The following is a 24,809-nucleotide window of genomic DNA, read 5'->3' on the forward strand; positions in this document are numbered from 1 at the left end:
GTCGAGGTCGGTATTCACACACAGACAACGACACCCTTCGCCATGCCGTCACGCAGGCCCACGACCAGCCCAGCCTTCGGACTCAATCATCTAGCACTCGATGACGTTCACCGCGAGCCCTCCGCGAGCCGTCTCCTTGTACTTCACCTTCATATCGGCCCCGGTCTCCCGCATGGTCTTGATGACCTGATCCAGTGAGACGTGGTGCCGGCCATCGCCGCGCAGGGCCATGCGGGCGGCGGTGATCGCCTTGACCGAGGCCACCGCGTTGCGTTCGATGCACGGGATCTGCACCAGGCCGCCGACCGGGTCGCAGGTCAGGCCCAGATGATGCTCGATGGCGATCTCCGCGGCGTTCTCCACCTGCTCGGGGGTGCCGCCGAGCACTTCGGTCAGACCCGCGGCGGCCATGGCGCACGCGGAGCCCACTTCGCCCTGACATCCCACCTCGGCACCGGAGATGGAGGCGTTCTCCTTGATCAGGATGCCGATCGCCGCCGCGGTCAGCAGGAAGCGCACCACGCCTTCGTCGTCCGCGCCGGGGACGAACCGCATGTAGTAGTGCAGTACCGCGGGGACGATCCCGGCCGCGCCGTTGGTCGGCGCGGTGACCACGCGGCCGCCGGCGGCGTTCTCCTCGTTCACCGCGATCGCGAACAGGGTCACCCAGTCCATGGCGTGCAGCGGATCGCGGCCGTCGTTCTCGGCGCGCAGCCGCCGGTGCAGGGTCGGGGCGCGGCGTCGGACCCGCAGGCCTCCGGGCAGGGTGCCCTCGTGGGCGCAGCCGCTGCGAACGCATTCCTGCATGACGGACCAGATGTGTAGCAGCCCGCTGCGGATGTCCTGCTCGCTGCGCCATGCCTGTTCGTTGGCGAGCATGATCGCGCTGATCGTCAGGCCCGTGTCCCGGGTCAGCGCGAGCAGTTCGGCGCCGGTCGCGAAGGGATGGCTGAGCGGAGTCGGGTCGGGGACGATCCGCGGCTCGCCGGTCGTGGAGGTTTCGGAGGTCTTGGCGGTCTCGGCGTGATCCAGGACGAACCCGCCGCCGACCGAGTAGTACGTGCGCTCAGCCAACGGTTGTCCGTCGGAACCGGACGCCGTGAACGTCATACCGTTCGAGTGGAACGGCAGGCGCCGACGTCGGTGCAGCACGATGTGGTCGTCGAGCGCGAAGCCGATCGGATGCTTGCCGAGCAGCCGCAGCTCGCCGGCCGCCCGCACTCGCGCGACGGCCGGGTCCGCCTCCGCGGGATCGACCAGCTCGGGTTCCGCGCCCTCCAAGCCGAGCACGACGGCCTTGACGCTGCCGTGCCCGTGCCCCGTGGCGCCGAGCGACCCGAACAGCTGCGCCCGCACCGAGCGCACTTCGCCAAGCAGCCCGTCGTCCTCCAGCGCGGCGGCGAACATCCGGGCGGCGCGCATCGGCCCCACCGTGTGCGAGCTGGAGGGACCGATGCCGATCTTGAACAGGTCGAAGACGCTCAGGCTCACAGCGGCCGCTCTCGGTATTCGGCGCAGGCGTCGATGAGCCAGTCCGCGAGGCAGGGCGCGAAGGACGGCCGGACCAGCAGGCCGACGCTGGTCGGCGAGAAGACCCGCAGGATCACCCCGGTCTGCGCGATCAGCGTTTGCACGCACAGGCCAGCCGGGCTCAAGCGCGGATCCAAATCGACCGAGCACCCGCGAGCCAGCACCTCACGGGTCAACGGACCGTCCAGGCTCACCGCAGTGCGCTGGGCCGAGACGTCGACGACCGAGCCGAACTCCTCGCCGATGGCCTCGCGCAGCAGCCGAGGAAGGTCCCGCGCGTCGTCGGCAGGCGTGAGGACCAGGAACTCGTCCGGACCCAGCCACAAGACCCGCGTAGCGTCCGAGCCGGTCTCGGAACAGGCCGCGGGCAGCTGGCACCCCAGCACCTCCTCGACCGCGGGCGCCACGGGACTGGCGGGATCCAAGCGCAGCGAGAACTGGCCGAGGAACGGCAGCTCCGTGACTCGCAACCCGTCGGGCAACTCGGCGAAGGCCGCCGCATAGCCGGCGAGCGGACTATGGCGGATGGGCGTCTCAACCGTCACGGCGGGCCCCTTCCTTGTCGAAGAGCACTGAATCAGTGACCGTCACCGAGGCGAGCGTGCCGTCGTCGAGCGTGGCGTACAGCGTTTCGCCGACGCGCTCGCGGCCGGAGCGGACCAGCGCGAGCGCGAAGGTCCGGCCGAGCGCGGCGCTGCGGTAGCTGGAGGTGACGTGGCCGAGCATCGGCACCGGCATCGGCGGCGCGGACAGCGTCGAGGTGGCGACGATCTGGGCCCCCTCGGGCAACAGCACCCGCTCGTCGGTCGGCAGCAGGCCGACCAGCTGTTTGCGATCGGCCCGAAGGTTCTCCTCGCGGGTGAAGGACCGCTTGCCGATGAAGTCCGGCTTCTTCTTCGACACCACCCACGCCATGCCCAGGTCCTGGGGCGTCACCGTGCCGTCGGTGTCCTGGCCGATGATCGGGAAGCCCTTCTCGGCCCGGAGCACGTGCATGGTCTCGGTGCCGTAGGGCGTGATCCCGTACGGCGCGCCCGCGTCGATCAGTGCCTCCCAGACGGCGAGCCCGTCCCAGGCCACCACGTTGATCTCGTAGGCGAGCTCGCCGGAGAAGCTGATCCGGCACACGCGGGCGGGCACCCCGGCGACGGTGGCCTCGCGCCACGTCATGTACGGGAACGCGTCATTGCTCACGTCCAGGTCGGGGGCGAGCGCACCGAGCACGTCCCGGGACCGGGGCCCGACCAGCGGGATGGTCACCCAGTGCTCGGTGACCGACGTCAGGTGCACGCGCAGCTCCGGCCATTCGGTCTGCAGCCATTCCTCCATCCATTCCAGGATCTTGGCGGCGTTGCCCGTGGTCGTGGTCAGTACGTACTCGTTCTCGGCCACGCGCATGACGGTGCCGTCGTCCAGCACCATGCCGTCCGCGCCGCACATGACGCCGTAGCGGACCGAGCCGACCTTCAGGGTGCTCATCATGTTGGTGTAGACCCGGTCGAGGAAGACCCCCGAGTCGGGTCCCCGCACATCGATCTTGCCGAGCGTGGAGCCGTCCATCAGGGCCACCGATTCGCGGGCGGCGCGACACTCGCGCAGCACGGCCGTCTCCATGTCCTCGCCCGGCTGCGGGAAGTACCACGGCCGGTGCCACTGGCCGACGTTCTCGAACAGCGCGCCGTGCGCGACGTGCCACGGATGCAGCGCCGTCACGCGGACCGGGTCGAACAGCGCGCCCCGGTCCCGGCCGGCCAGTGCCGCGAAGGGGACCGGGACGAAGGGCGGACGGAAGGTGGTGGTGCCGAGATCTGCGATGTCCACGCCGAGCGCCTCGGCGATGATGCCGGAGGCCAGGATTCCTGACGTCTTGCCCTGATCGTGGGCGGTGCCGATGGTCGTGTAGCGCTTGACGTGCTCCACCGAACGCAGCCCGGCGCCGGTGGCCCGCAGCACGTCGGCCACGGTCGCGTCGCGTTGCAGATCGACGAAGCGAGTGCAGACACCGTCGGCTTCCGCCGGGTCCGGGACCGCCCAGAGCACTTGGCCCGGCAGGCCTTCGGACTGCGGCACCTGGCCGGGCAGGCCTTCGGACGGCGGCACCTGAACCGGAATGTCCTCGGACCGCAGCGCGGCCGCGTGCAGCCCTGCCGGCTCCGCCACCGCGACCTCGCGCCCGAGCGCTGCCAACGCGCGGCGCGCGGCGGCCGTGCCGTCGGCAAGGCATTCGCCGAGCGTGAACACGCCGTGAGCCGAACCGGCGGTCCGGACGCCCGGCAGTTCTTCGCCGGGGACGAACGCGCCGAGGGCGGGCTCGTAACGAAGCTTGCCCTGGGCCTGGCTGAACAGGTGCACGGCCGGGTTCCACCCGCCGGAGACCAGCAGCGTGTCGCAGGGGATCTGCGTGCGCGGCGTCAGGTTGCCCTGGTGCAGCGTCGCGGCGCGGATTCCGGCGATCCGCTCCTCTCCCGTGGTCCCGGCGACCACATGTCCCGGCATGACGGCGATGCCGCGCTCCCGGCACTGCCGAACCCACTCCTGCGGTGCCTGGTCGCGGGAGTCCAGCACCACAGCGATCTCGGCGCCCGCGTCGGCGAGTTCGATCGCTGCGGCATAGGCGCTGTCGTTGGTGGTGAACACCGCGATGCGGCGGCCGGGGAGCACGGCGTGGCGGTGCAGGTAGGTGCGGGCCGCGCCGGCCAGCATGATGCCGGGACGGTCGTTGTCGGCGAAGACCACGGGCCGCTCGTATGCTCCGGCGGCGACCACGATCTGCTTCGCCCGGATCCGCCAGACCCGCTGTCTGGACAGGTGTGAGGGCGCGTCGGCGGAGGCTGTCGCGGAAATACCGAGGTGGTCGGTCCGCTTCTCCAGCGCGAGCACCAGGTTGTCGTCGTAGCGTCCGAAGGCCGTGGTCCGGGTGAGGACGCGCACGTCGGGGAAGGTGGACAGCAGGGCCGACTCGGCGGCCGCCACCTCGCTGGCGGGGACGCCGTCGATCTTCTCTGTCGTGCCGAGAAGGGAGCCGCCCACCTGCGCCTGGTCGTCCACCAGGATCACCCGGGCTCCGGCCAGAGCGGCGGTCAGCGTCGCCGCGAGCCCTGCCGGTCCGGCCCCGACGACCAGGACGTCGCAGTGTGCGTGCATGGTGTCGTAGCGGCTCGGGTCCGGCTCGTCCGCAAGTCGTCCCTGGCCTCGCAGCCCGCGGGCAACCAGGCCGTCGTACAGCTCGACGGTCGTCGCGGTGAGCATCGGCTCGGGGAACGGCGCCTCGATCTGCACCAGGGCGCTGGGCTCCTCCACCCCCGCCGAGACAATGCCGCGCGGCCGACCGTGGGCGATGCTGGTCGCGACGTGGTGCACGCCGTGCGCGAGCAGCGCCGAGGCGAGCGTGTCGCCGGGGTGGCCGGTGTATTCGATCCCTTCGAAGACGAAGGTCAGAGTGCGGGTCCGGTCGATGTGTCCGCCGGAGGGCAGCCGCAGGGAGGCGTTCATGCGATCACCGGCTTCGGTGCGTCGGGGCGGTAGGTGGCGAGCACCTGGTGGGTGGCGGTGTCGCGGACGGCGTTGAACCACCGCCGGCAGCCGGCGGAGTGGACCCAGCGTTCCGCGAAGCGGCCCTTCGGGTTGTCGCGGAAGAAGAGGTATTCGGCCCACTGGGCGTCGGAGAGGGCATACGGGTCGGCCGGGTAGGGCACGTGCGCCTGGCCGCCGTAGTGGAATTCGGCTTCCTCACGCTCGCCGCACCAGGGGCAGGGGATGAGCTGCATGGCTTCTCTTTCCTCAGTGGGCGACGGCTGCGGCGCCGTGTTCGTCGACCAGGGCCCCGGTGGTGAACCGGTCGAGGGTGAACGGGGCGTTGAGGGGGTGCGGCTCATCGTGCGCGACAGTGTGCGCGAAGCACCAACCGACCCCGGGGGTGGCCTTGAACCCGCCGGTGCCCCACCCGCAGTTCAGATACAAGCCCTCGACGGGGGAGAGCCCGACGATCGGCGAAGCGTCGGGGGTGACGTCGACGATGCCGGCCCAGGTGCGCAACAGGTGGGCGCGGGCGAAGATCGGGAACAACTCCAGCGCTGCGGCCATCTGGCGCTCGATGATGTGGAACGAGCCGCGTTGCCCGTATCCGTTGTAGCTGTCCACGCCGGCACCCATCACCAGCTCGCCCTTGTGCGCCTGGGACACGTATACGTGCACTGCGTTGGACATCACGACGGTCGGGTGCACCGGTTCGAGCAGTTCGGAGACCAGGGCTTGAAGCGGGTGGCTCTGGAGCGGCAGCCGCAGGCCCACCATGCCGGCCAGCACCGAGGTGTGGCCGGCGGCGGCCAGCGCCACCTTTCCCGTGGCGATCGGCCCGCGGGTGGTCTGCACGCCCACGACCCGGCCGCCGCGGACGTCGATCCCCGTCACTTCGCAGTTCTGGATCAGGTCGATGCCGCTGGCGTCCGCGCGGCGGGCGAAGCCCCAGGCGACGTAGTCGTGCTTGGCGATGCCCGCGCGCGGCTGGTAGGTCGCTCCGTGCACCGGGTAGCGCACGTCGGGGGAGATGTTGACGATCGGGCAGATCTTCGCCACCTCCTCAGGATTCAGCCACTGCGCGTCGACGCCGTTGAGCTGGTTGGCGAACACCCGCCGCTTGCTGTCCCGGACGTCCTGCAGGCTGTGTGCGAGGTTCAGCACGCCGCGCTGGCTGAACAGGATCGGGTAGTCGAGATCCTCCTCCAGCCCCTCCCACAGCTTCAGTGAGTGCTCGTAGATGCCGGCGCTCTCGTCCCACAGGTAGTTCGAGCGGATGATGGTGGTGTTCCGGGCCATGTTGCCGCCGGCCAGCCAGCCCTTCTCCAGGACCGCCACGTTGGTGATGCCGTGGTTCTGGGCCAGGTAGTGCGCGGTGGCCAGACCGTGCCCGCCGCCGCCGACGATCACCACGTCGTAGGACGGCTTCGGATCCGGATTGCGCCACAGGAAGTCGGGGTGCTCCGGCAGCGGCGTGTCGGTCAGGCCGGTCAGGCCGGTCGTGCCGGTCGCGCCGGTGATGCCGGTCGTGCCGGTCATGCCGCGCCTCCGTTCAGCTCGGGGTAGAGCGGGAACGCGCCGGCGAGCTTGGCGACCCGGGACCGAAGGTAGTCCGCGAGCCTGTCGTCGAGCTGTTCGGGAATGAGCGTCCGGGCGATGATGTCGGCGACCTCGCGGAACTCCGGGTCGCCGAAGCCGCGCGTGGCCAGCGCCGGAGTGCCGATCCGCAGCCCCGAGGAGACCATCGGCGGGCGCGGGTCGAACGGGACGGCGTTGCGGTTGACGGTGATGCCGACCGCGTGCAGCCGGTCCTCGGCCTGCCGGCCGTCCAGGGTGCTGCGACGCAGGTCCACCAGGACCAGGTGCACGTCCGTGCCGCCGGTGAGCACCGTTATCCCGGCCTCGGCGGTGTCGTCGGCCAGCAGCCGTCCGGCCAGGATCCGCGCCCCGGCCAGGGTGCGCTGCTGACGCTCGCGGAACTCCTCGGACGCGGCCGCCTTGAACGCCACCGCCTTGGCCGCGATGACGTGCTCCAGCGGGCCGCCCTGCTGACCGGGGAAGACCGCGGAGTTGATCTTCTTGGCCAGGTCCGCCCGGGACAGGATCACGCCGCCGCGCGGCCCGCCGAGCGTCTTGTGGGTGGTGGTCGTGACGACGTCCGCGTACGGGACGGGGGACGGGTGCAGTCCGGCGGCCACCAGCCCGGCGAAGTGGGCCATGTCCACCATCAGATAGGCGCCGACCTCGTCGGCGATCCGCCGGAAGGCTTCGAAGTCCAGCTGCCGGGGGTACGCGGACCAGCCGGCCACGATCATCCTGGGGCGGTGTTCCCGCGCGAGCTGCTCGACCTCGTCCATGTCGACGCGGAAGTCGGACTCGCGGACGTGGTACGGGACGACGTTGTAGAGCTTGCCGGAGTAGTTCAGCCGCATACCGTGGGTCAGGTGTCCGCCGTGCGCCAGGTCCAGGCCGAGGATCGTGTCGCCGGGGTCGAGCAGGGCGAACATCGCCGCGGCGTTGGCCTGCGCGCCGGAGTGCGGCTGGACGTTGGCCGCCTCGGCGCCGAACAGCGCGGCGACCCGGTCGATGGCCAGGCGCTCGACGACGTCGACATGCTCGCAGCCTCCGTAGTACCGCCGGCCCGGATAGCCCTCCGCGTACTTGTTGGTCAGGACAGAGCCCTGAGCCTCCATCACCGCCAGCGGGGCGAAGTTCTCGCTCGCGATCATCTCCAGCGTCGACTGCTGGCGTTCCAGCTCCGCCCCGACCGCCGCGGCGACCTCCGGGTCGAAGACGGCCAACGGTCGGGACAGGACGCTCGCGGCACTGTTCGCCGCGGTCGCCTCCGTGGTCTCCAGGCCCATGCCAACCCCTTGGAAGACTAGATGTGGATGACTGATATATCAGTTGTACGGTGAGCGCAGCCGCACGTCAAGGCCTTCAAGGCGACTGATATATCAGTCGTTGCGCTACAGTTGGGCAAGGCACGTGTCGGGTGAGGGAGGGCGAGGGAGGGTGTGCGCATGTCGGTGGCGGTGGAGAGCCGGAGCCAGAGCCAGAGTCGGAGCCAGAGCCAGCTGTCGTTGACCGAGCAGGCCTACCGGGACCTGCTCGACCGCCTGGTGACGCTGCAGATCCCGCCGGGCGCGCCCATCAACGACGTGCACGTCGCCGCGGAGCTCAGAGTCGGACGCACTCCGGTGCGCGAGGCGCTCAAGCGCCTGGAGGCCGAGCGCCTGGTGGTGTCCTATCCGCGGCGCGGCACCTTCGCCACCGAGGTGCAGATCACCGATCTGGGCTATCTCACCGAGGTGCGCCAGCGCCTGGAGCCGCTGGCCGCCTCCATGGCCGCGCGCCGGGCGAGCCCGGTGCACAAGGCCGCGCTCACCGATCTGCTGGACGAACTCGACGATGCCGACGGCGCCGACGTCGATGAGCTGATCCGGCTGGACATGCGGGTGCACCGCGCCCTGTACGCCGCGACGTCCAATCCCTTCCTCGAGGACACCTTGGTGCGGTACGACAACCTCGCCACCCGCATCTGGTGCCTGTTCCTCGATCGTCTGCCAGGGTTGGCCGGCCATGTCGGCGAGCACGGCCCCATGGTGCGGGCGGTGCTCGCGGGCGAGGAGGACCAGGCGGCGGTTCTGGCGGCCGAGCACGTCACAGGATTCGAAGCGGCGATCCGTGCCCTTTTGTGATCAGGCCCGCTGAACCGGCCTTCCTGATGGGGGCTCACTGCGCCTTCTCGTGACGGTAGAACTCGGCGTGATCGGGTTCCAGCGGCGTGTTCCCGAGAAGGAGGTCGGCGGACTTCTCCGCGAGCATCATCACGGGTGCGTAGATGTTGCCGTTCGTCACATACGGCATGGCGGACGCGTCGACCACGTGCAGTCCCTCCAAGCCGTGCACCTCCATGCTGGCCGGATCCAGCACGGACATCGCGTCGGTGCCCATCCGGGCCGTGCAAGAGGGATGCAATGCGGTCTCCCCGTCCTTGGCCACCCACTCCAGGATCTGCGCGTCGGTCTCGACGGCCGGGCCGGGCGAGATCTCGCCGTCGCTGTACTCGGCGAACGCGGGTTGGCCGAGGATGGAGCGGGTGACCCGGATCGCCTCGACCCATTCGCGGCGGTCCTGGTCGGTGGACAGGTAGTTGAAGCGCAGCGCCGGCTTGTCGCCGGGGTCGCGCGACGTGATCTTCACACTGCCGCGGGCGTCGGAGTACATCGGGCCGATGTGGACCTGGTAGCCGTGGCCGCCGGCCGGGGCGGAGCCGTCGTAGCGGACGGCGATCGGCAGGAAGTGGAACATCAGATTGGGGTAGGCGACATCCTCGTTGCTCCGGACGAAGCCGCCGCCCTCGAAGTGGTTCGTCGCACCGGGGCCTTCGCGCAGGAACAGCCACTGCGCGCCGATGAACGGCCGCCGCCACATCTTCATGGCCGGCTGCATCGAGACCGGCTGCTTGCACGCGTGCTGCACGTAGACCTCCAGGTGGTCCTGGAGGTTCTCGCCGACACCGGGCAGATGCGCGACGGCGTCGATGCCCAGGGCCTTGAGCTCCTCGGCGTTGCCCACGCCGGAGAGTTGGAGGAGCTGCGGTGTGTTGATCGCGCCGCCGCACAGGATCACCTTGCCGCCGCGGACCTGTTCCGGCGCCCCGTTCCGGCGGGCGAACTCGACGCCGACCGCGCGCTTTCCCTCGAACAGAACCCGGTGGACCAGCGTGCGTGTCCGCACTTCCAGGTTGGGCCGCTTGAGGACGGGGTGCAGGTAGGCGCGAGCGGCGCTCAGCCGGCGTCCGCGCCGCAGGTTGCGGTCGAAGGCGGCGAAGCCCTCCTGCCGGTACCCGTTGACGTCGTCGGTCAGCGGATAGCCCGCCTGCTGCACGGCCTCGAAGAAGGCGGAGAACAGCGGGTTGGCGACCGGCCCGCGCTCCAGCACCAGGGGCCCGTCATGGCCGCGGAAGACACCGTCCTTGTCGGCCAGACAGTTCTCCATCCGCTTGAAGTACGGCAGACAGTGGGCGTAGTCCCACTCCTTCATCCCCGGATCGGCGCCCCAGCGCTGGTAGTCCATGGGGTTGCCCCGCTGGAATATCATGCCGTTGATGCTGCTCGAGCCGCCGAGGACCTTCCCGCGCGCGTGGTAGACACGGCGCCCGTTCATGAACGGCTCGGGCTCGGACTCGTACTTCCAGTCGTAGAAACGGCTGCCGATCGGAAAGGTCAGGGCGGCGGGCATGTGGATGAAGACATCCCACGGATAGTCCGGCCGGCCCGCTTCCAGGACCAGCACCCGATGGCCGGGATCGGCGCTGAGCCGGTTGGCGAGCGCGCAGCCGGCCGAACCGCCGCCGACGATGATGAAATCGTAGTGCAGGGACATCGTTCTCCTGCCCGAGCTGTCGGCACCCAACGGGGCGCAAGTTTCGCTATGAGAAACATGAACCGTGGTGCGCAACAGTTTCACCCTGCCGTCACCGGACGTCAAGGTTCCGGGCTCGTGCGAGGAGTTGCTTAGTTAGCAACGCTGTGCGTAATTCGAGACAGCGGGCCTCTGACTTGTGTGTGGGTGAGGTCCTCGTGTAGGTGCGGGGGCAAGGTCAAGGGCTTACAGGCGCCGCCGGAGGCGCTCTTGACCTTGCTTGTTGCCCTTGCTCTTGACTGTCGCAGTAGACCCGACCATCTACCCACACCACCGCCGCCCCGCGAAACCAGCGGCACTCCCGACCCGCGCCACCAACGAATCCCGTAAACCATGCGCGAAGCCGTCAAAAAATGCCTGTGCTTGTCAACCCACAAACAAACCCGCGCCCGCCACGCCCACCTACACATACGTCACTGCGACTGTGACTGCACCTGCACGCCTGCCAGCCCGCGCTGCACTACGCGGCCGCCGCCCGGCCTCACGGCCAAGCCGCGATCGACCACTGGTCCTCGGTCCCGCTCCCACAGCTCTGAATCGATGCCACGTTGCTGCTCTTCACCGGGCTGGTCCGGAGGCAGGTGTCGTAGGGCTGGCCGCCGTGTCCGGGGGCCGTGTTGTGGACGCTTATGTAGCTTGCGCCGGCGGCTTGCTCGGTGAACCACTGGGAGCCGTCTGACGTGCCTGCGCAGGTGGCCAAGGAGAGATTGACGGTGAAGAGTTGGTCCCACTCGTCTGAGTGCAGGCATTGTCCGGGGACGTATGCGGTCTCCAGCTGGATGGAGCCGCCGGGGCCTTGGTGCAGCTTCCAGTGGGCCGTCGGGCCGGTGCAGTCGGTGAGGATGCTGACCGCGGTGCCGTCGGTGCCCAGGCATCGTGTGCCGGCGGTGCCGTTGGGGGCCGGTTGCAGGGTGTACTGCGCCTGGGGCGGCGGGGTGGTGATCGGGGCCGGTGCGGTTGTGTGGGGTGGCGTGGTCGCGGGGTGGGCCGGCGTCGTGGTGGTGCTGCCTGCGGGGGCGTTCCTTGTTGTCGTCAGGACCGTGGTGGAGCCGGGGGCCGGGGGTGGGGTCGTGGTCGGGCCGGGAGGGGTGCTGGTGGCATCGGAGGTCGGCTGGGGTGTCGGGGAGGACGAGGATGGCGAGGACGAGGCCGGTGACGACGGTGTCGTGTTCGCCGCCGGGGTCGAGCCCGACCGTCCTGGGATGGTGTGGGAGGTGGGGCTGTTGCCCGCGGCCACGACCGGGCTGCCGCCGCCGTCGATCCCCAGCATCACGGCCGCCGCGACGACCAGGACCGCGGCCGCGCCCATGACCACCACGGCCTTGCGCGGTACGCGGCGTGCTGGGGAAGGCTCGACCTGAGGTCCGGCTTCTGCGTCTTCGGGGTCTGGGTCGGCAGTGGAAGGCTGGGCGCTGCCGTCCTCCTTCTCCGAGACGTGCGTCTCAGTATCCTGCGTTTCAGCATCCTGAGCGAAGGCCGACATCGCCTCTGGCCCGCCCCGGAACAGGTCCATGAGCTCCTGCGCCGTCGGACGCTTGTCAGGATCCTTCGTCAGACACCGCGCCAGCAGCGAACGCAGCGGCTCCTCGATCCCCTCCAGGTCCGGTTCGTGGTGCACGATCCGGTAGATCAGCGCGGCCGGCACTCCGTCCCCGAAGACCAGGCGGCCCGTCGCGGCGAAGGCCAACAGGCCGCCGAGGGCGAACACGTCCACGGGCGGGCCGGTCGGCTCCGCGGCCCGGTCGGATACTTGTTCGGGGGCCATGAACTGGGGCGTGCCGAGCAGCATCCCGGTCCGCGTCATCGTGCTTCGGCCCAGGTCGCGGGCGATGCCGAAGTCGATCAGGCGCGGGCCGTCGGGTGCCATCAGCACGTTCGAGGGCTTCACGTCCCGGTGCACCAGGCCGGCGTCGTGGACGGCGGCGAGCGCCTCGGCGAGCGCCGCGCCGAGTTCGCGGACGCGGTCGGACGACAGGGGTCCGCTCTCGGTGACCGACGTCCACAGCGACTCCGCCGGGATGTACTCCGTGGCCAGCCAGGGGCGGGGCGCGTCCGGATCGGCGGCGAGCACGGCGGCCATGTAGGGGCCGCGCATCCGGCCGGCTGCCTCGGCCTCGCGGGCGAACCGCTTGCGGTACTCGCGGTCGCGGGCCAGGTCGGCGTGGACCGACTTCACCGCTACTTCGACGCCGTCGTCGCCGGCTCCCAGATAGACCCGGCCCATGCCGCCCTCGCCGAGGACGCCGATGATCCGGTAGGGGCCGATCGATTCCGGATCATCCTCGCTCAGCGGCTCCATAGTCCCCCCGACCTCGCACCTTTATCAGTCCCCGATCACGCGGCTGCGTGCCATACGGTTACCGCATCGTCTCGGGGCCGGTCAACACGGTGGGTTCGGCGGGCCCGGCCGGCCGGGCGCCCTTGCACCCCGGTGGAACGGTCAGTAGGTTCACCATCGCCGTCAGTGAATACGAACCCTGATTCACTGTGCGCCGTCCGCTCCACGCCACCGTCCCCGCCTTTCCAGGAGCCTTCGTGGAAACACCCCACCGGCATCGCGCGGTCAGATCCCTGATCGCGCTCGCCACCCTCACCGCCGCCGCGCTCTCGATCGGTCCCGCCCAGAGCGCCCTCGCGGCGTCCGGCCCCGTCCCGGGCACTGCGTCCTCCGGCGGGCACCAGGTCGCGGTCAAGCGCCTGTGCGCCGCGCCGAGCGATGGGCGGATGGCCTGTATGGCCTTGGCCCGCACCGACATCCCGGGGGTGAACGCGGACGCCGTCGCGCCGAACGCCACCCCGTCCGGATACGGCCCGACCGACCTGCGCTCCGCCTACAACCTCTCCGGGAGCGGCAGCGCCGGCGAGACGATCGCGATCGTCGACGCCTTCGACGACCCGAACGCCGAGAGCGACCTGGCCGCTTACCGCAGCCAGTACGGCCTGAGCGCCTGCACCACCGCGAACGGCTGTTTCCGCAAGGTCGACCAGACCGGCGGCACCCACTACCCGGCCGGCGACTCCGGCTGGGCCGGGGAGATCTCGCTGGACGTGGACATGGTCTCGGCCATCGCGCCGTCGGCCCACATCCTGCTGGTCGAGGCGAACTCCTCGATGATGACCGACCTCGGCACCGCGGAGAACGAGGCCGTGGCCCTGGGCGCGCGGTTCGTCAGCAACAGTTGGGGCGGTGGCGACAGCGCTTCGGACGCCAACTACGACAGCTTCTACTTCAACCACCCGGGCGTGGCCATCACCGTCTCCTCCGGCGACGGCGCCTACAGCGCGGGCGTGGAGTACCCGGCCGCGTCGCAGTACGTGACCGCGGTCGGCGGCACGAGCCTGACCCGGGCCTCGAACGCCCGCGGCTGGACCGAGAGCGTCTGGAAGACCAGCCCCACCGAGGGCGCGGGCTCGGGCTGCTCCGCCTACGACGCCAAGCCCGCCTGGCAGACCGACTCCGGCTGCGCCAAGCGCATGGTCGCCGACGTGTCCGCGGTCGCCGACCCGGCGACCGGCGTCGCCGTCTACGACAGCTACGGCGCCGCCGGCTGGCAGGTCTACGGCGGCACCTCGGCGGCGTCGCCCATCATCGCGTCCGTCTACGCCCTGGCCGGCGCCCCGGGCAGCGGCGACCGGCCGTCGCAGTACCCTTACCAGCACACCGCCGCCCTGAACGACGTGACCGCCGGCAACAACGGCACGTGCAGCCCCGCCTACTTCTGCACCGCCGAACCCGGCTACGACGGCCCCACCGGTCTGGGCACTCCCAACGGCACCGCGGCGTTCGCCCCGACCGCCTCGACCGGGAACCTGCTCCAGTCGCCGTCCTTCGAGGGATCGGCGGCCGGCTGGCAGGCGTTCGTCCCGACCGGCGGCACCGTGAACATGGTCGACTACAACACGGCCTCCGGCGCCCCGGCTTCGGCCCACGACGGCACGTGGTACCTGGCCTTCAACACCAACGCCGCCGGCGGTTCGGTCTACCAGGACGTCAACGTCAACTCGGCGGCCAACAGCTCGTGGACCGCCACGGCGTGGGTCGCCGCGCAGTCCGGCACCGCCAGCGGCACGTTCTGCGCCTGGGCCCTGGGACCGAACGTCAACAGCTGCCACAACTACACGGTCGGTACCGGCTACACCCAGATCCAGGTGGTCCTCAGCCTGCCCTCGACGTACTCCTCGATCCGCTTCCAGGTCTACCCGGCCGTCAACGGCGGCACCACCGACCTGGACACCACCAGCCTCGTCGCGAACAAGCTGACCGCCGGCTCCTTCGAGCAGAACACCACCGGCTGGCAGCGTTTCGTCCCGACCGGGGGCACCGTGAACATGGTCGACTACAACACCTCCACCGGCGCCCCGGCCCCGGCCCAGGACGCGAGCGGCTACTTGGCCTTCAACACCAACGCCGCCGGCGGCTCGGTCTACCAGGACGTACCGGTCACCGCAGCGGCGGGCGCCTCCTACACGGCGACCGTGTGGCTCTCATCCCAGGGCGGGACGACCAGCGGCACCTTCTGCCTGTGGGGTCTGGGCCCCAACACGAACGCCTGCACGACCTACAGCGTGGCCGCGGGGAACTACACGTTGTACAAGGTCGTCTACACCGCCCCGCAGGCCCTCTCGGGCCTGCGTTTCCAGGTGTACCCGGCCGTCAACGGCGGCACCACGGACATGGATACGGCGACGTTGGTGACGAGCTGACCGCCTCAGGACAAGAGACGGCCCGGCGTGACCACGCCGGGCTGTTTCTGCAGACTCCGACGAAGCCGGTTGAAGAGCTTGGGCTGGTTCACGCCCAGCACCGCGACCTCCTTGCCGGCCCGCCGATAGACGGCCACGAACGAGCGGCTGTCGACGTCGCCCTCGACGATCTGCGGTTCGTCCTGCGGGCCGACGTGTCCGGCCAGTTGGATCCGCACATGGTACTGGTCCGACCAGAAGTAGGGCGGCACGGCGGGCGGCACCGCGGGTGAGCCGGACAGCAGTGTCCGTACCGCGGTCTTCGGCTGCTCCATCGCGTGGGTCCAGTGCTCGATCCGGGAGCGCCGTCCGGTGAAGGGGTTCGGGCAGTTGGCGATGTCGCCCACCGCCACGACGTTGGGCACGCTGGTCGCGCAGCCGGCGTCGCAGAGCACTCCGTCGCCGACCTCGACGCCTGACCCGGCGAGCCAGGCGGTGGCGGGGGTGACGCCGATGCCCGCGACGACGACGTCCGCGGGCAGCAGCCGGCCGTCGTCCAGCAGGACGCCCTCGACCCGCTCCGCGCCGGTGAAGCCGCTGACGCCCACACCGCAGAGCAGGCGGACCCCGTGGTCGGTGTGCAGGGCGGAGCAGATCCGCCCCATCTCGCGCCCGAGGGCCCGCTCCAGCGGGACTTCCATCGCCTCGACGACCGTGACGTCCAGGCCCAGCGCGTGGGCCGTGGACGCCACCTCCGCGCCGATGAAGCCCGCGCCGATGACGACGACGCGGGGCCGGCCGCTGACGAGGTCCGCGCGAAGCGCCACGGCGTCGTCCAGAGTGCGCAGGGTATGGATCCCGCGCAGCCCGTCGCTGCCGGGGATCGTGCGGGGCGTGGCTCCGGTCGCGATGACCACGGCGTCGCTGCGGATCTGACGGCCGTCGTCCAGGGTGAGGGTCGCGCTCCGGGGGTCGAGGCGGACCGCGCTCCGGCCTAGGACCCAGCGCACGTCCAGGTCCTGATACTCATTCGCGCTGCCGAGTGCGAGCGCTTCGGCCTCCACGCCGCCCTTGAGGAACTCCTTGGACAGCGGAGGGCGGTCATACGGCTCATGGCGCTCCGCGCCGATGATGGTGAGTGAGCCCTCGTAGCCTTCGGCGCGAAGTGTGCGGACCGTGCTCAGGCCCGCGAGCGAGGCCCCGACGACGGCGACCGACCTCATGCCGGCTCGCCGACGCTGACGTGGAGCCTGACCTCGCCGTCCTCGACGGTGACGCGGTGGGTCCGCAACGCCGCCTTGGCCGGCAGGCAGGTCGGCAGTCCGGTGCGCAGGTCGAAGGCGGACGCGTGCAGCGGGCACTCGATGAAGCAGCCCTCCAGCCAGCCGTCGGCCAGCGAGGCGTCCTGGTGCGTGCACGTGTCGTCGACGGCGAACAGGTCGCCGTCGGCGTTGAACACCGCGACCGGCGCCGGCACGCCGTCGGTCACGCGGACGGCCTCGCCCGGCGGGAGGTCGTCGACGCGGCACACCGTGATCATGGAAACCTCCGGCTGGTCAGACGGGCCAGACTGTAGAGTATTACGCAACACATTTCGGTATACGCAACAGATGGTCTCGGGCGTTTGGGGGGTTGTCAAGACTGTCGACTTCGGAAGGCGCATAATGTTGCGTCATGGGCAACAGTGAGCAGTCCCCGGTCCAGTCCGTCGACCGGGCGGTGTCCATCCTGGAGCTGCTGGCGCGCCAGGGTGACACGGGAGTCACCGAGATCGCCGCGGAGCTCGGCGTGCACAAGTCGACGGCCTTCCGGCTCGCCGCCGCCCTGGAGCTGCGGGGACTTGTGGAGCAGCCGGGAGAGCGCGGCAAGTACCGCCTCGGGCTGGGCCTGGTGCGTCTGGCGGGGGCCGCGACCGTGCGGATGGACCTGACCCAGCAGAGCCGGCCGGTCAGCGAGAGCCTGGCCGCCGACGTCGCGGAGACCATCAACCTGGCCATCCTCGACTCCGACGCGGCCGTCAACATCGACCAGGTGCTCGGTCCCTCGGCGATCACCACCCACAACTGGGTCGGGCAGCGGACCCCGCTGCACGCCACCTCCAGCGGAAAGGTGTTGCTGGCGTACCTGCCGGGCCCCGCGCTCGACGCCCGGCTCGCCGCCGGCCTGGAGCGGTTCACGCCGCGCACGGTGACCGACGCCGAGGTCCTGCGCGCCGAGCTGGAGCGGGTCAGGGCGGACGGCTACGCCTGCACCGTCGAGGAGCTGGAGGAAGGCCTCAACGCTGTGGCCGCGCCGGTCTTCGCCGACAACGGCCAGGTCATCGCGGCGATCAGCGTGTCCGGGCCGTCGTTCCGGCTCACCGGGGAACGGCTGGAGCGGGCGGCCGGCGCGGTGCGCTCGGCCGCGGCGGAGATCTCGGCCCGGATCGGTCACGTCGCAGCGAACTGATCGCCTCTGATCGCCTCGCCCCTATCAGCCCTGTTCGCCCGGCCCGGGGTGACGGGGGCCGGGCATCGCAGGAGGCGCTGTCAGGCCGGGTCGAGGGCGAGGCCGTCGTCAGGGGCGGCGTGCTCGGCCTTGATCCCCGTCGTCTTGCGGTAGCGCAGGTACAGTCCTGCCCCCACCGCGACGATCACGGCGGTGAACACGATGGCTCCCCACTGGTAGTACCAGTGGTCGCTGCCGTAGACGGCCGCCCGGGGCCAAGCCAGGTTGACCGTCATGGCCGCGCCGTAGAGCACCGCGACGAGGTTCGTCAGCAGGCCCCAGCGTCCGAGGGTGAAGTACGGTCCGTGGTCGCGGCGTGGCCACTCCCCGCGGAGCCGGCGCACCAGCATCGGTCCGGTGACCATCAGGTAGGGGATGTAGAACAGGATGATGGCGACCGAGGTGAGGATGTAGAAGACCCGCTGGTTGCCGATGTTGACCAGCAGCAGCGCGATGGTCAGCACGCCGGTGAGCAGGGCCGGCACGACCGGCGTCTGGGACCGCGGCGAGACCTTCGCGATGGCGTGGCCGAACGGGAGCCGGCCGTCGCGGGCCATGGAGAACAGCAGCCGGATGGCGGCGGTCTGCACGGCCAGGCAGCACACGGTGATGGCGATCGCCGAGCAGACCAGGAACGCGTCGCCCAGGCCGTTGCCGAGGGTCGACTTGACGAGGTAGGGCATGCCCAGGGTGCCGAGCTCCGGCGCCTTGATGTTGCCGACCGCCATCATGCCCACGAGCATCAGGAGCCCGCCGGCCAGGAAGGCGGCGGACAGCGCGCGGATGATGGCGCGCGGGGCGTGCTTGCGGGGTTCCACGGTCTCCTCGGCCAGCGTGCCCGCGGTGTCGAAGCCGTAGAAGACGTAGGCGCTCATGATCGAGGCGACCAGGAAGGCGCCGAGGTATCCCCAGGAGTGGCCGGATCCGGTGCTCTGGGCGTGCAGGACGATCTGCGGCCCGCGGCGGATGTGGATGGCCAGCATGACGATCAGCAGGGTGACGGCGATCAGTTCGACGGCCACGCCGAGGTTGTTGATCTTCGCCATCAGGCGGACGCCCACGATGTTCACGACCGTGGTGAACACCACCAGGCCCAGCGCGAGCAGGATCGCGTTCTTGGCGCCGTTCGGGGTGGCGGTCTGGCCGGCGTCGGCGGAGCCGCCGACGAGCTGGAAGGCCAGCGAGACCTGCGGCAGGATGATCTGGTAGGCCACGGCCACCGCGGCGGCGGTGACGATCGCCCCGATCGCCATGATCCAGCCGGACATCCAGGAGGTGACCGGCCGGGCGATCTGCTTGGACCACTGGTACACCCCGCCGGCGAGCGGGAACTGGCCGGCCATCTCGGCGAAGCACAGGGCGACGGCGAGCTGGCCGATGAAGACCAGCGGCCAGGTCCAGATCATGGCCGGCCCGCCGGAGGCGAAGCCGAAGCCGAACAGCTGGAACACGCCGGTCATGATCGAGATATAGCTGAACCCGGCGGCGAAGCTGGAGAAGGAGCCGAGCGAGCGGTGCAGCTCCTGGCGGTAGCCGAAGCGGGCGAGGTCGCCGCCGTCGCCGCCGTCGTCATTACCGGGCGTCGGGGAGGAGAGGTCTGATCCGATGGTTCCTTGGTTGCTCATGGTCACTCCAAGGTCGGGCACGGGATGTGAGGCGGGATGTGGGGGAGTGCGTACTGCGAGATCTGACCGCGTCGGTCGGATGGGGGACCGCAGGAGAGGGAACGGGAGGAGGGGCATCGCCGCCGGCGCCGATCGCGCCGTCAGCCGGCGAACCAGCGCTGCGGTACGGGGTCGAGCGTGCGCCAGACGTGCTTCGTTTCCTGATACTCGCGCAGGCCTGAGGGGCCCAGCTCGCGCCCCGTTCCGGACTGCTTGAAACCGCCCCACTCCGCTTGCGGCACGTAGGGGTGGTAGTCGTTGATCCAGACCGTGCCCAGGCGGAGCCGGGCCGCGACCCGCTCGCCGCGCGCGGTGTCCCGCGTCCACACCGCGCCGGCCAGGCCGTAGGGGGTGTCGTTGGCCAGCGCCACGGCCTCGTCCTCGTCGTCGAACAGCTCGATGGTCAGGACCGGGCCGAACACCTCCTCGCGGACCACCGCCATGTCGGCGCGGCAACCGTCGAGCACGGTCGGCCGGAGGAAGAATCCGGCCTGCAGCTCGGGCTCGGTGGGCCGCGTGCCCCCGGCGCGCAGCACCGCGCCTTCGGCGAGCGCGCCGGCCACGTGGCGCTCGACCTTCTCCCGGTGCTCCGCCGAGATCAGCGGCCCCGATTCGGTGCCCTTGGCGAAGCCGTCGCCGAGCCGGATGAGCTCGGCGCGGCGCGCGAGTTCGGCGGTGAACTCGGCGTGCAGTCCGCGGTGCAGCAGCAGCCTTGAGCCCGCGGAGCACACCTGACCGGAGTGCAGGAACGCCGCTGTGAGCGCGAAGTCCACGGCGGTGTCCAGATCGGCGTCGCCGAAGACGATGTTCGGGTTCTTGCCGCCGAGTTCGAGGGCGACCTTCTTGACGGTGTCCGCCGCCGCCCGCATCACCGCCCGGCCGCTGACCCCGCCGCCGGTGAAGGAGACCAGGTCCACCTCGGGATGCCCGGCCAGTGCCGCGCCGACGGCGCCGCCGCCGAGGACGAGGTTGGCGGTGCCGCCGGGAGCACCCGCCTTCTCCAGCTGTTCGTGGAGGAGCTCGAACAGGCGGATCGTGGTCAGCGGTGTCAGTTCGCTGGGTTTGGCCACCACGGTGTTCCCGGCGGCCAGCGCCGGGGCGAGCTTCCAGGAGATCTGCAGCAGCGGGTAGTTCCACGGGGTGATCAGGGCGCAGACGCCGACCGGCTCGTGGACCACGCGGCTCTGGGCGCCCGGACGCCCGGTGTCCACGGTGCGTCCGGCGTCAGTGGTCGACAGTGCGGCGTAGTAGCGGAGGACCGCGGTGGTGTCGTCGACGTCGAAGCGGCTCTCGGCCAGGGTCTTGCCGGTGTCGAGGGTCTCCAGGCGGGCGAACTCCTCGCGGTGTTCTTGGAGGGAGTCGGCCAGGCCGGTGAGAACCTCGGCGCGGTGCGTGCGGGGGGCGCGGGACCACGACCCTTCCTCGAACGCGGAACGGGCTGCGCGCACCGCGCGATCCGCGTCGGCGGCCGAGGCCTCGGCGACGGTGGCGATGACGGAGGCGTCGAAGGGGTTGACGATCTCGCGGCGGCCGCTGCCTTCGGGTGCTGACCAGGCACCGCCTATGAGGAGTGTGCTGTCATCCAGGAGTGGGCGGGGCAGCGGTGTCGGGCTGTCCGAGAGGGGCATAGGCGCCTCCTTAGGTGAGTTGCGCTATGCGATACGCGCGCCTTCATGCGCAACGGTTGCGCCGAGTATGGAAGCGGCCACCACCTCTGTCAAGGGATCGCCGCACCGGAGGCGGACGGCTCTTGACAGGTCCCACAGCTGGCTTCAGTCTGTTCCTCATTACGCATTGCTATGCGCAATGTGCAACTCCGCAACTCAGGTGCTCCCTCTTGAGAGGACGGTTCCGTTGCCAGCCCAACCGAAAGTCGTGATCATCGGTGCCGGGATCGTCGGCTGCGCCCTGAGCGAGGAGCTCACCGCGCGCGGCTGGACCGACGTCACCGTGCTGGAGCAGGGCCCGCTGTTCGCCGCCGGCGGATCGAGTTCACACGCCCCCGGCCTCGTCTTCCAGACCAACGCGTCCAAGACCATGACCGAGTTCGCCTCCTACACCGTCGGCAAGTACTCCTCGCTGAGCCTCGACGGGCAATGGTGCTTCCGCCAAGTGGGAGGTCTGGAGGTCGCCACCACCGCGGAGCGGTTGGCGGAACTGAAGCGGAAGCACGGGCTCGCCACCTCCTGGGGAGTCGAGAGCGCACTGCTCGAACCGGAGCAGTGTGCGGCCCTGCACGCCCTGCTCGACCCGAGCCGGGTGCTCGGTGGCTTCCACGTGCCCACGGACGGACTGGCCAAGTCGGTCCGGGCCGGTGAGGCGCAGGCCCTGCGGGCGATCGACCGGGGTGCCCGCTTCCTGCCCCGCCACACCGTGACCGGGATCGAGTCTGCGAACGGCCGCGTCACCGGTGTGGCCACCGACCACGGCGTCTTCGCCGCCGACCTGGTCGTCTCCTGCGCCGGGTTCTGGGGGCCGGCGATCGGCAAGCTGGCCGGTGTCTCCGTGCCGTTGCTGCCGCTGGCCCATCAGTACGCGAAAACCACCCCGGTGCCCGCCCTGGCCGGAGTCAACCCCGAGGCGCTCGAAGCCACCAAGCCGATCCTGCGGCACCAGGACCGCGACCTCTATTACCGCGAACACGGCGACCGGATCGGCATCGGCTCCTACGCGCATCGCCCGATGCCCGTCGACCTCGACGCCATCACGCACCCGAGTCAGGGCGCGCCGCTGATGCCGTCCATGTTGCCGTTCACCGAGGAGGACTTCGAGCAGCCCTGGGCCGACAGCAAGGCTCTGCTGCCCGCCCTGGCGGGGGCGAAGGTGGAGGAGGGCTTCAACGGCATCTTCTCCTTCACCACCGACGGGTTCCCGCTGATGGGCGAGTCGCCGGAGCTGCGCGGCTTCTGGCTGGCCGAGGCGGTGTGGGTGACCCACTCCGCGGGCGTGGCCAAGGCCATGGCGGAATGGCTGATCGAGGGCACTCCGCGGACCGATGTGCACGAGTGCGACGTCAACCGCTTCGAGCCGATGCAACTGGCCCCCGCCTACGTGCACCAGCGTGCCAGCCAGAACTTCATCGAGGTCTACGACATCATCCATCCCCTCCAGCCCATGGAGGAGCCGCGTCCGCTGCGGTTGAGCCCCTTCCACGCCCGCCAGCGCGAGCTGGGCGCGTACTTCCTGGAGGCGTCCGGTTGGGAGAGGCCGCACTGGTACCAGGCCAACAGCGCGCTGCCCGAGGTCGCCGACATCCCGGGGCGGGGAGCGTGGGCCTCGCGCTACTGGTCTGCCATCGCCGGCGCCGAGGCGCTGGCCACCCGTGAACGAGTGGCCATGTTCGACATGACAGCGCTGAAACGGTTGCAGGTGACCGGTCCGGGGGCGCTCGGCTTCCTGCAGCGTCTGACCACCAACCAGCTGGACAAGCCGGTCGGCTCGGTCACCTACACGCTCCTGCTCGATGAGACCGGCGGGGTCCGCAGCGACCTGACAGTGGCGCGCGTGGCGCACGAGGAGTTCCAGATCGGCGCGAACGGCAATCTCGACCTGGACTGGTTCACCCGGCACCTCGGCTCCGACGGCTCGGTGCACGTCCGGGACATCACCGCCGGCACCTGCTGCCTGGGCGTCTGGGGCCCCCGGGCCCGCGACCTGGTGCAGCCGCTCACCGACACGGACTTCTCGCACAAGGGCTTCGGCTATTTCAAGGCCAAGCAGACCCACCTGGGCCACGTGCCCGTCACCGCGATGCGCCTGTCGTACGTCGGCGAACTCGGCTGGGAGCTCTACACCACCGCCGACATGGGCGCCAAGCTGTGGGACACGCTATGGGAGGCCGGGCAGGAACTGGGCGTCATCGCCGCCGGCCGCAGCGCCTTCAACAGCATGCGCCTGGAAAAGGGCTACCGCTCCTGGGGCACCGACATGACCGCCGAGCACAACCCGTACGAGGCGGGGCTCGGCTTCGCCGTCCGCATGGACAAGGGCGACTTCCTCGGACGCGAGGCGCTTGTCGGGGTCTCGGAGGAGACGGTGGCCCGACGGCTGACCTGCCTGCTGATCGACGATCCGCGGGCCGTCGTCATGGGCAAGGAACCGGTGTACGTCGAAGGGGTTCCCGCCGGGTACGTCACCAGCGCAGCCTACGGATACAGCGTGGGCGCATCGGTCGCCTACGCCTGGCTGCCCCGGACCGCCGCCGTGGCGGGAACCAAGGTCGCGGTCGAGTACTTCGGCGAGCTTCTGTCCGCCACGGTCGCCGAGGAGCCCTTGTTCGACCCGCAGATGGCCCGCATCCGCCGCTGACCCCAGCTCCTTTGACGAAAGGCACTTCGCAGTGACCGCGATCGAGCTTCCCCCGAGCCTCATCCCCACCCTGCCGGGCTCCTCCTACACCGACCCGCAGATCTTCGCGCTGGAGCAGGAGAAGATCTTCGAGCGGATGTGGTTCTGCGCCGTCCGCGCCTCCGACGTGGACCGGCCGGGCCGGTTCCAGACCGTCCAGGTCGGCCGCGAGAGCGTGCTGGTCTCCCGGTCCCGGGACGGCGAGGTCAAAGCTTTCCTGAACATCTGCCGCCACCGCGGCGCGCGCCTGTGCACGCAGGAGAGCGGCGAAGTCAAGCGCGCCTTCCAATGTCCCTATCACGCTTGGACCTACGGCCTGGACGGCAAGCTCGTCGCGGCGCCGAACCTGACCAGCATGCCGGACATCGATCGCACGGCCTACGGCCTGCTGCCGGTCCATGTGCGCGAATGGCTCGGCTACGTGTGGGTGTGCCTGGCCGAGGAGCCGCCGTCCTTCGAGGACGACGTCGTCGCCGCGGCCACCGAGCGCCTCGGTGACGCCGAGGCCGTCACGCACTACCAGGTGGACGAACTCGCCGTGGGCCGCCGGATCCGCTACGACGTCAAGGCCAACTGGAAGCTGATCGTCGAGAACTTCATGGAGTGCTACCACTGCGCGACCATCCACCCGGAACTCACCGAGGTGCTGCCGGAGTTCGCCGACGGTTACGCCGCCCAGTACTACGTGGGCCACGGCGCGGAGTTCGCCGGCGAGGCGAAGGGCTTCACGGTGGACGGCAGCGAGGGTGTGGACCGCATCCCGACCGTCTCGGAGGATCAGGACCGCCGGTACTACGCGATCACCGTCAAGCCGCAAGTCTTCATCAACCTCGTCCCGGACCACGTGATCGTGCACCGGATGTACCCGCTCGCGGCCGACCACACCGTCATCGACTGCGACTGGCTCTTCCTGCCGGCGGTGGTGGAGTCCGGGCGGGACGTCAGCCGCTCGGTGGAGCTGTTCCACCGCGTCAACGAGCAGGACTTCGAGGCCTGCGAGCGCTGCCAGCCGGCCATGGACTCCCGTGCTTACCGCGCCGGCGGGGTGCTGGTGCCCAGCGAGCACCACATCGCGGCGTTCCACGAGTGGGTCGGCGACCGGCTGCGCGGCTGACCCGAACGCGCGCACTCCTCGTCCCCGCCCACACCACT

General features: G+C 70.2%; 17 protein-coding genes. 5 read left to right on the forward strand and 12 right to left on the reverse strand.

All coding sequences use genetic code 11. The annotated features are described in order from the left end of the window. Positions 1 to 90 precede the first annotated feature (90 nt). From ABIA35_RS45300 to glyA, 6 genes are read right to left on the reverse strand one after another with little or no spacing between them, the layout of a single operon-like run. A complete protein-coding gene (locus tag ABIA35_RS45300; protein WP_370362122.1) occupies positions 91 to 1,491 on the reverse strand; it encodes an L-serine ammonia-lyase in 1,401 nt (466 codons plus the stop codon). Further along, positions 1,488 to 2,075: a sarcosine oxidase subunit gamma gene (locus ABIA35_RS45305; protein ID WP_370362123.1), complete on the reverse strand. Its 588-nt coding sequence runs from the start codon at positions 2,073 to 2,075 to the stop codon at positions 1,488 to 1,490. Before ABIA35_RS45305 ends, ABIA35_RS45300 begins: the two co-directional genes overlap by 4 nt. Next, positions 2,065 to 5,022: a 2Fe-2S iron-sulfur cluster-binding protein gene (locus ABIA35_RS45310; RefSeq protein ID WP_370362124.1), complete on the reverse strand. Its 2,958-nt coding sequence runs from the start codon at positions 5,020 to 5,022 to the stop codon at positions 2,065 to 2,067. Before ABIA35_RS45310 ends, ABIA35_RS45305 begins: the two co-directional genes overlap by 11 nt. Further along, entirely contained in the window at positions 5,019 to 5,297 is a 279-nt protein-coding gene (locus tag ABIA35_RS45315; protein WP_370362125.1) for a sarcosine oxidase subunit delta, read from the reverse strand. Before ABIA35_RS45315 ends, ABIA35_RS45310 begins: the two co-directional genes overlap by 4 nt. Positions 5,298 to 5,310: 13 nt before the next feature. Then, complete coding sequence (locus ABIA35_RS45320) at positions 5,311 to 6,585, reverse strand: sarcosine oxidase subunit beta family protein (protein ID WP_370362126.1); 1,275 nt, start codon at positions 6,583 to 6,585, stop codon at positions 5,311 to 5,313. Further along, a complete protein-coding gene (gene glyA, locus ABIA35_RS45325) occupies positions 6,582 to 7,910 on the reverse strand; it encodes a serine hydroxymethyltransferase (protein WP_370362127.1) in 1,329 nt (442 codons plus the stop codon). Before glyA ends, ABIA35_RS45320 begins: the two co-directional genes overlap by 4 nt. A 159-nt stretch (positions 7,911 to 8,069) precedes the next feature. Between glyA and ABIA35_RS45330 the strand changes: the two genes are divergently transcribed. Next, positions 8,070 to 8,747, forward strand: coding sequence for a GntR family transcriptional regulator (locus tag ABIA35_RS45330; protein WP_370362128.1), 678 nt, complete (start codon positions 8,070 to 8,072; stop codon positions 8,745 to 8,747). A gap of 34 nt (positions 8,748 to 8,781) precedes the next feature. On the opposite strand, the gene betA is transcribed toward ABIA35_RS45330, so the two are convergent. Continuing rightward, a complete protein-coding gene (gene betA / locus ABIA35_RS45335; RefSeq protein ID WP_370362129.1) occupies positions 8,782 to 10,437 on the reverse strand; it encodes a choline dehydrogenase in 1,656 nt (551 codons plus the stop codon). 520 nt (positions 10,438 to 10,957) lie between these two features. Beyond that, positions 10,958 to 12,775, reverse strand: a complete 1,818-nt coding sequence (locus tag ABIA35_RS45340; RefSeq protein WP_370362130.1) for a protein kinase — start codon at positions 12,773 to 12,775, stop codon at positions 10,958 to 10,960. 236 nt (positions 12,776 to 13,011) lie between these two features. Between ABIA35_RS45340 and ABIA35_RS45345 the strand changes: the two genes are divergently transcribed. Then, entirely contained in the window at positions 13,012 to 15,180 is a 2,169-nt protein-coding gene (locus ABIA35_RS45345) for a hypothetical protein (protein ID WP_370362131.1), read from the forward strand. Positions 15,181 to 15,185: 5 nt separating this feature from the next. Here the strand turns inward: ABIA35_RS45345 and ABIA35_RS45350 are convergent, their stop codons facing one another. After that, positions 15,186 to 16,382: an NAD(P)/FAD-dependent oxidoreductase gene (locus ABIA35_RS45350; RefSeq protein ID WP_370362132.1), complete on the reverse strand. Its 1,197-nt coding sequence runs from the start codon at positions 16,380 to 16,382 to the stop codon at positions 15,186 to 15,188. Further along, positions 16,379 to 16,699, reverse strand: coding sequence for a bifunctional 3-phenylpropionate/cinnamic acid dioxygenase ferredoxin subunit (locus ABIA35_RS45355; protein WP_370362133.1), 321 nt, complete (start codon positions 16,697 to 16,699; stop codon positions 16,379 to 16,381). The genes ABIA35_RS45350 and ABIA35_RS45355 overlap by 4 nt, the downstream gene beginning before the upstream one ends. Before the next feature lie 134 nt (positions 16,700 to 16,833). On the opposite strand from ABIA35_RS45355, the gene ABIA35_RS45360 reads away from it, so the two are divergent. After that, a complete protein-coding gene (locus ABIA35_RS45360) occupies positions 16,834 to 17,607 on the forward strand; it encodes an IclR family transcriptional regulator (RefSeq protein ID WP_370362134.1) in 774 nt (257 codons plus the stop codon). A gap of 80 nt (positions 17,608 to 17,687) precedes the next feature. Here ABIA35_RS45360 and ABIA35_RS45365 read toward each other — a convergent pair whose 3' ends face one another. Both ABIA35_RS45365 and ABIA35_RS45370 read right to left on the reverse strand, forming a co-directional pair. Further along, positions 17,688 to 19,271: an amino acid permease gene (locus ABIA35_RS45365; RefSeq protein WP_370362135.1), complete on the reverse strand. Its 1,584-nt coding sequence runs from the start codon at positions 19,269 to 19,271 to the stop codon at positions 17,688 to 17,690. Positions 19,272 to 19,411: 140 nt separating this feature from the next. After that, a complete protein-coding gene (locus ABIA35_RS45370; protein WP_370362136.1) occupies positions 19,412 to 20,938 on the reverse strand; it encodes an aldehyde dehydrogenase family protein in 1,527 nt (508 codons plus the stop codon). A 226-nt stretch (positions 20,939 to 21,164) separates the two neighbouring features. Between ABIA35_RS45370 and ABIA35_RS45375 the strand changes: the two genes are divergently transcribed. Together ABIA35_RS45375 and ABIA35_RS45380 are read left to right on the forward strand one after the other, a co-directional pair. Then, the gene (locus tag ABIA35_RS45375; RefSeq protein ID WP_370362137.1) at positions 21,165 to 23,618 is read left to right on the forward strand and encodes an FAD-dependent oxidoreductase; all 2,454 of its coding nucleotides are present in this window, start codon (positions 21,165 to 21,167) and stop codon (positions 23,616 to 23,618) included. 31 nt (positions 23,619 to 23,649) lie between these two features. Next, a complete protein-coding gene (locus tag ABIA35_RS45380) occupies positions 23,650 to 24,771 on the forward strand; it encodes an aromatic ring-hydroxylating dioxygenase subunit alpha (RefSeq protein WP_370362138.1) in 1,122 nt (373 codons plus the stop codon). The last annotated feature ends 38 nt before the right edge of the window (positions 24,772 to 24,809 follow it).

It is taken from the genome of Catenulispora sp. MAP12-49 (genome assembly GCF_041262705.1).
Taxonomy (GTDB): domain Bacteria; phylum Actinomycetota; class Actinomycetes; order Streptomycetales; family Catenulisporaceae; genus Catenulispora.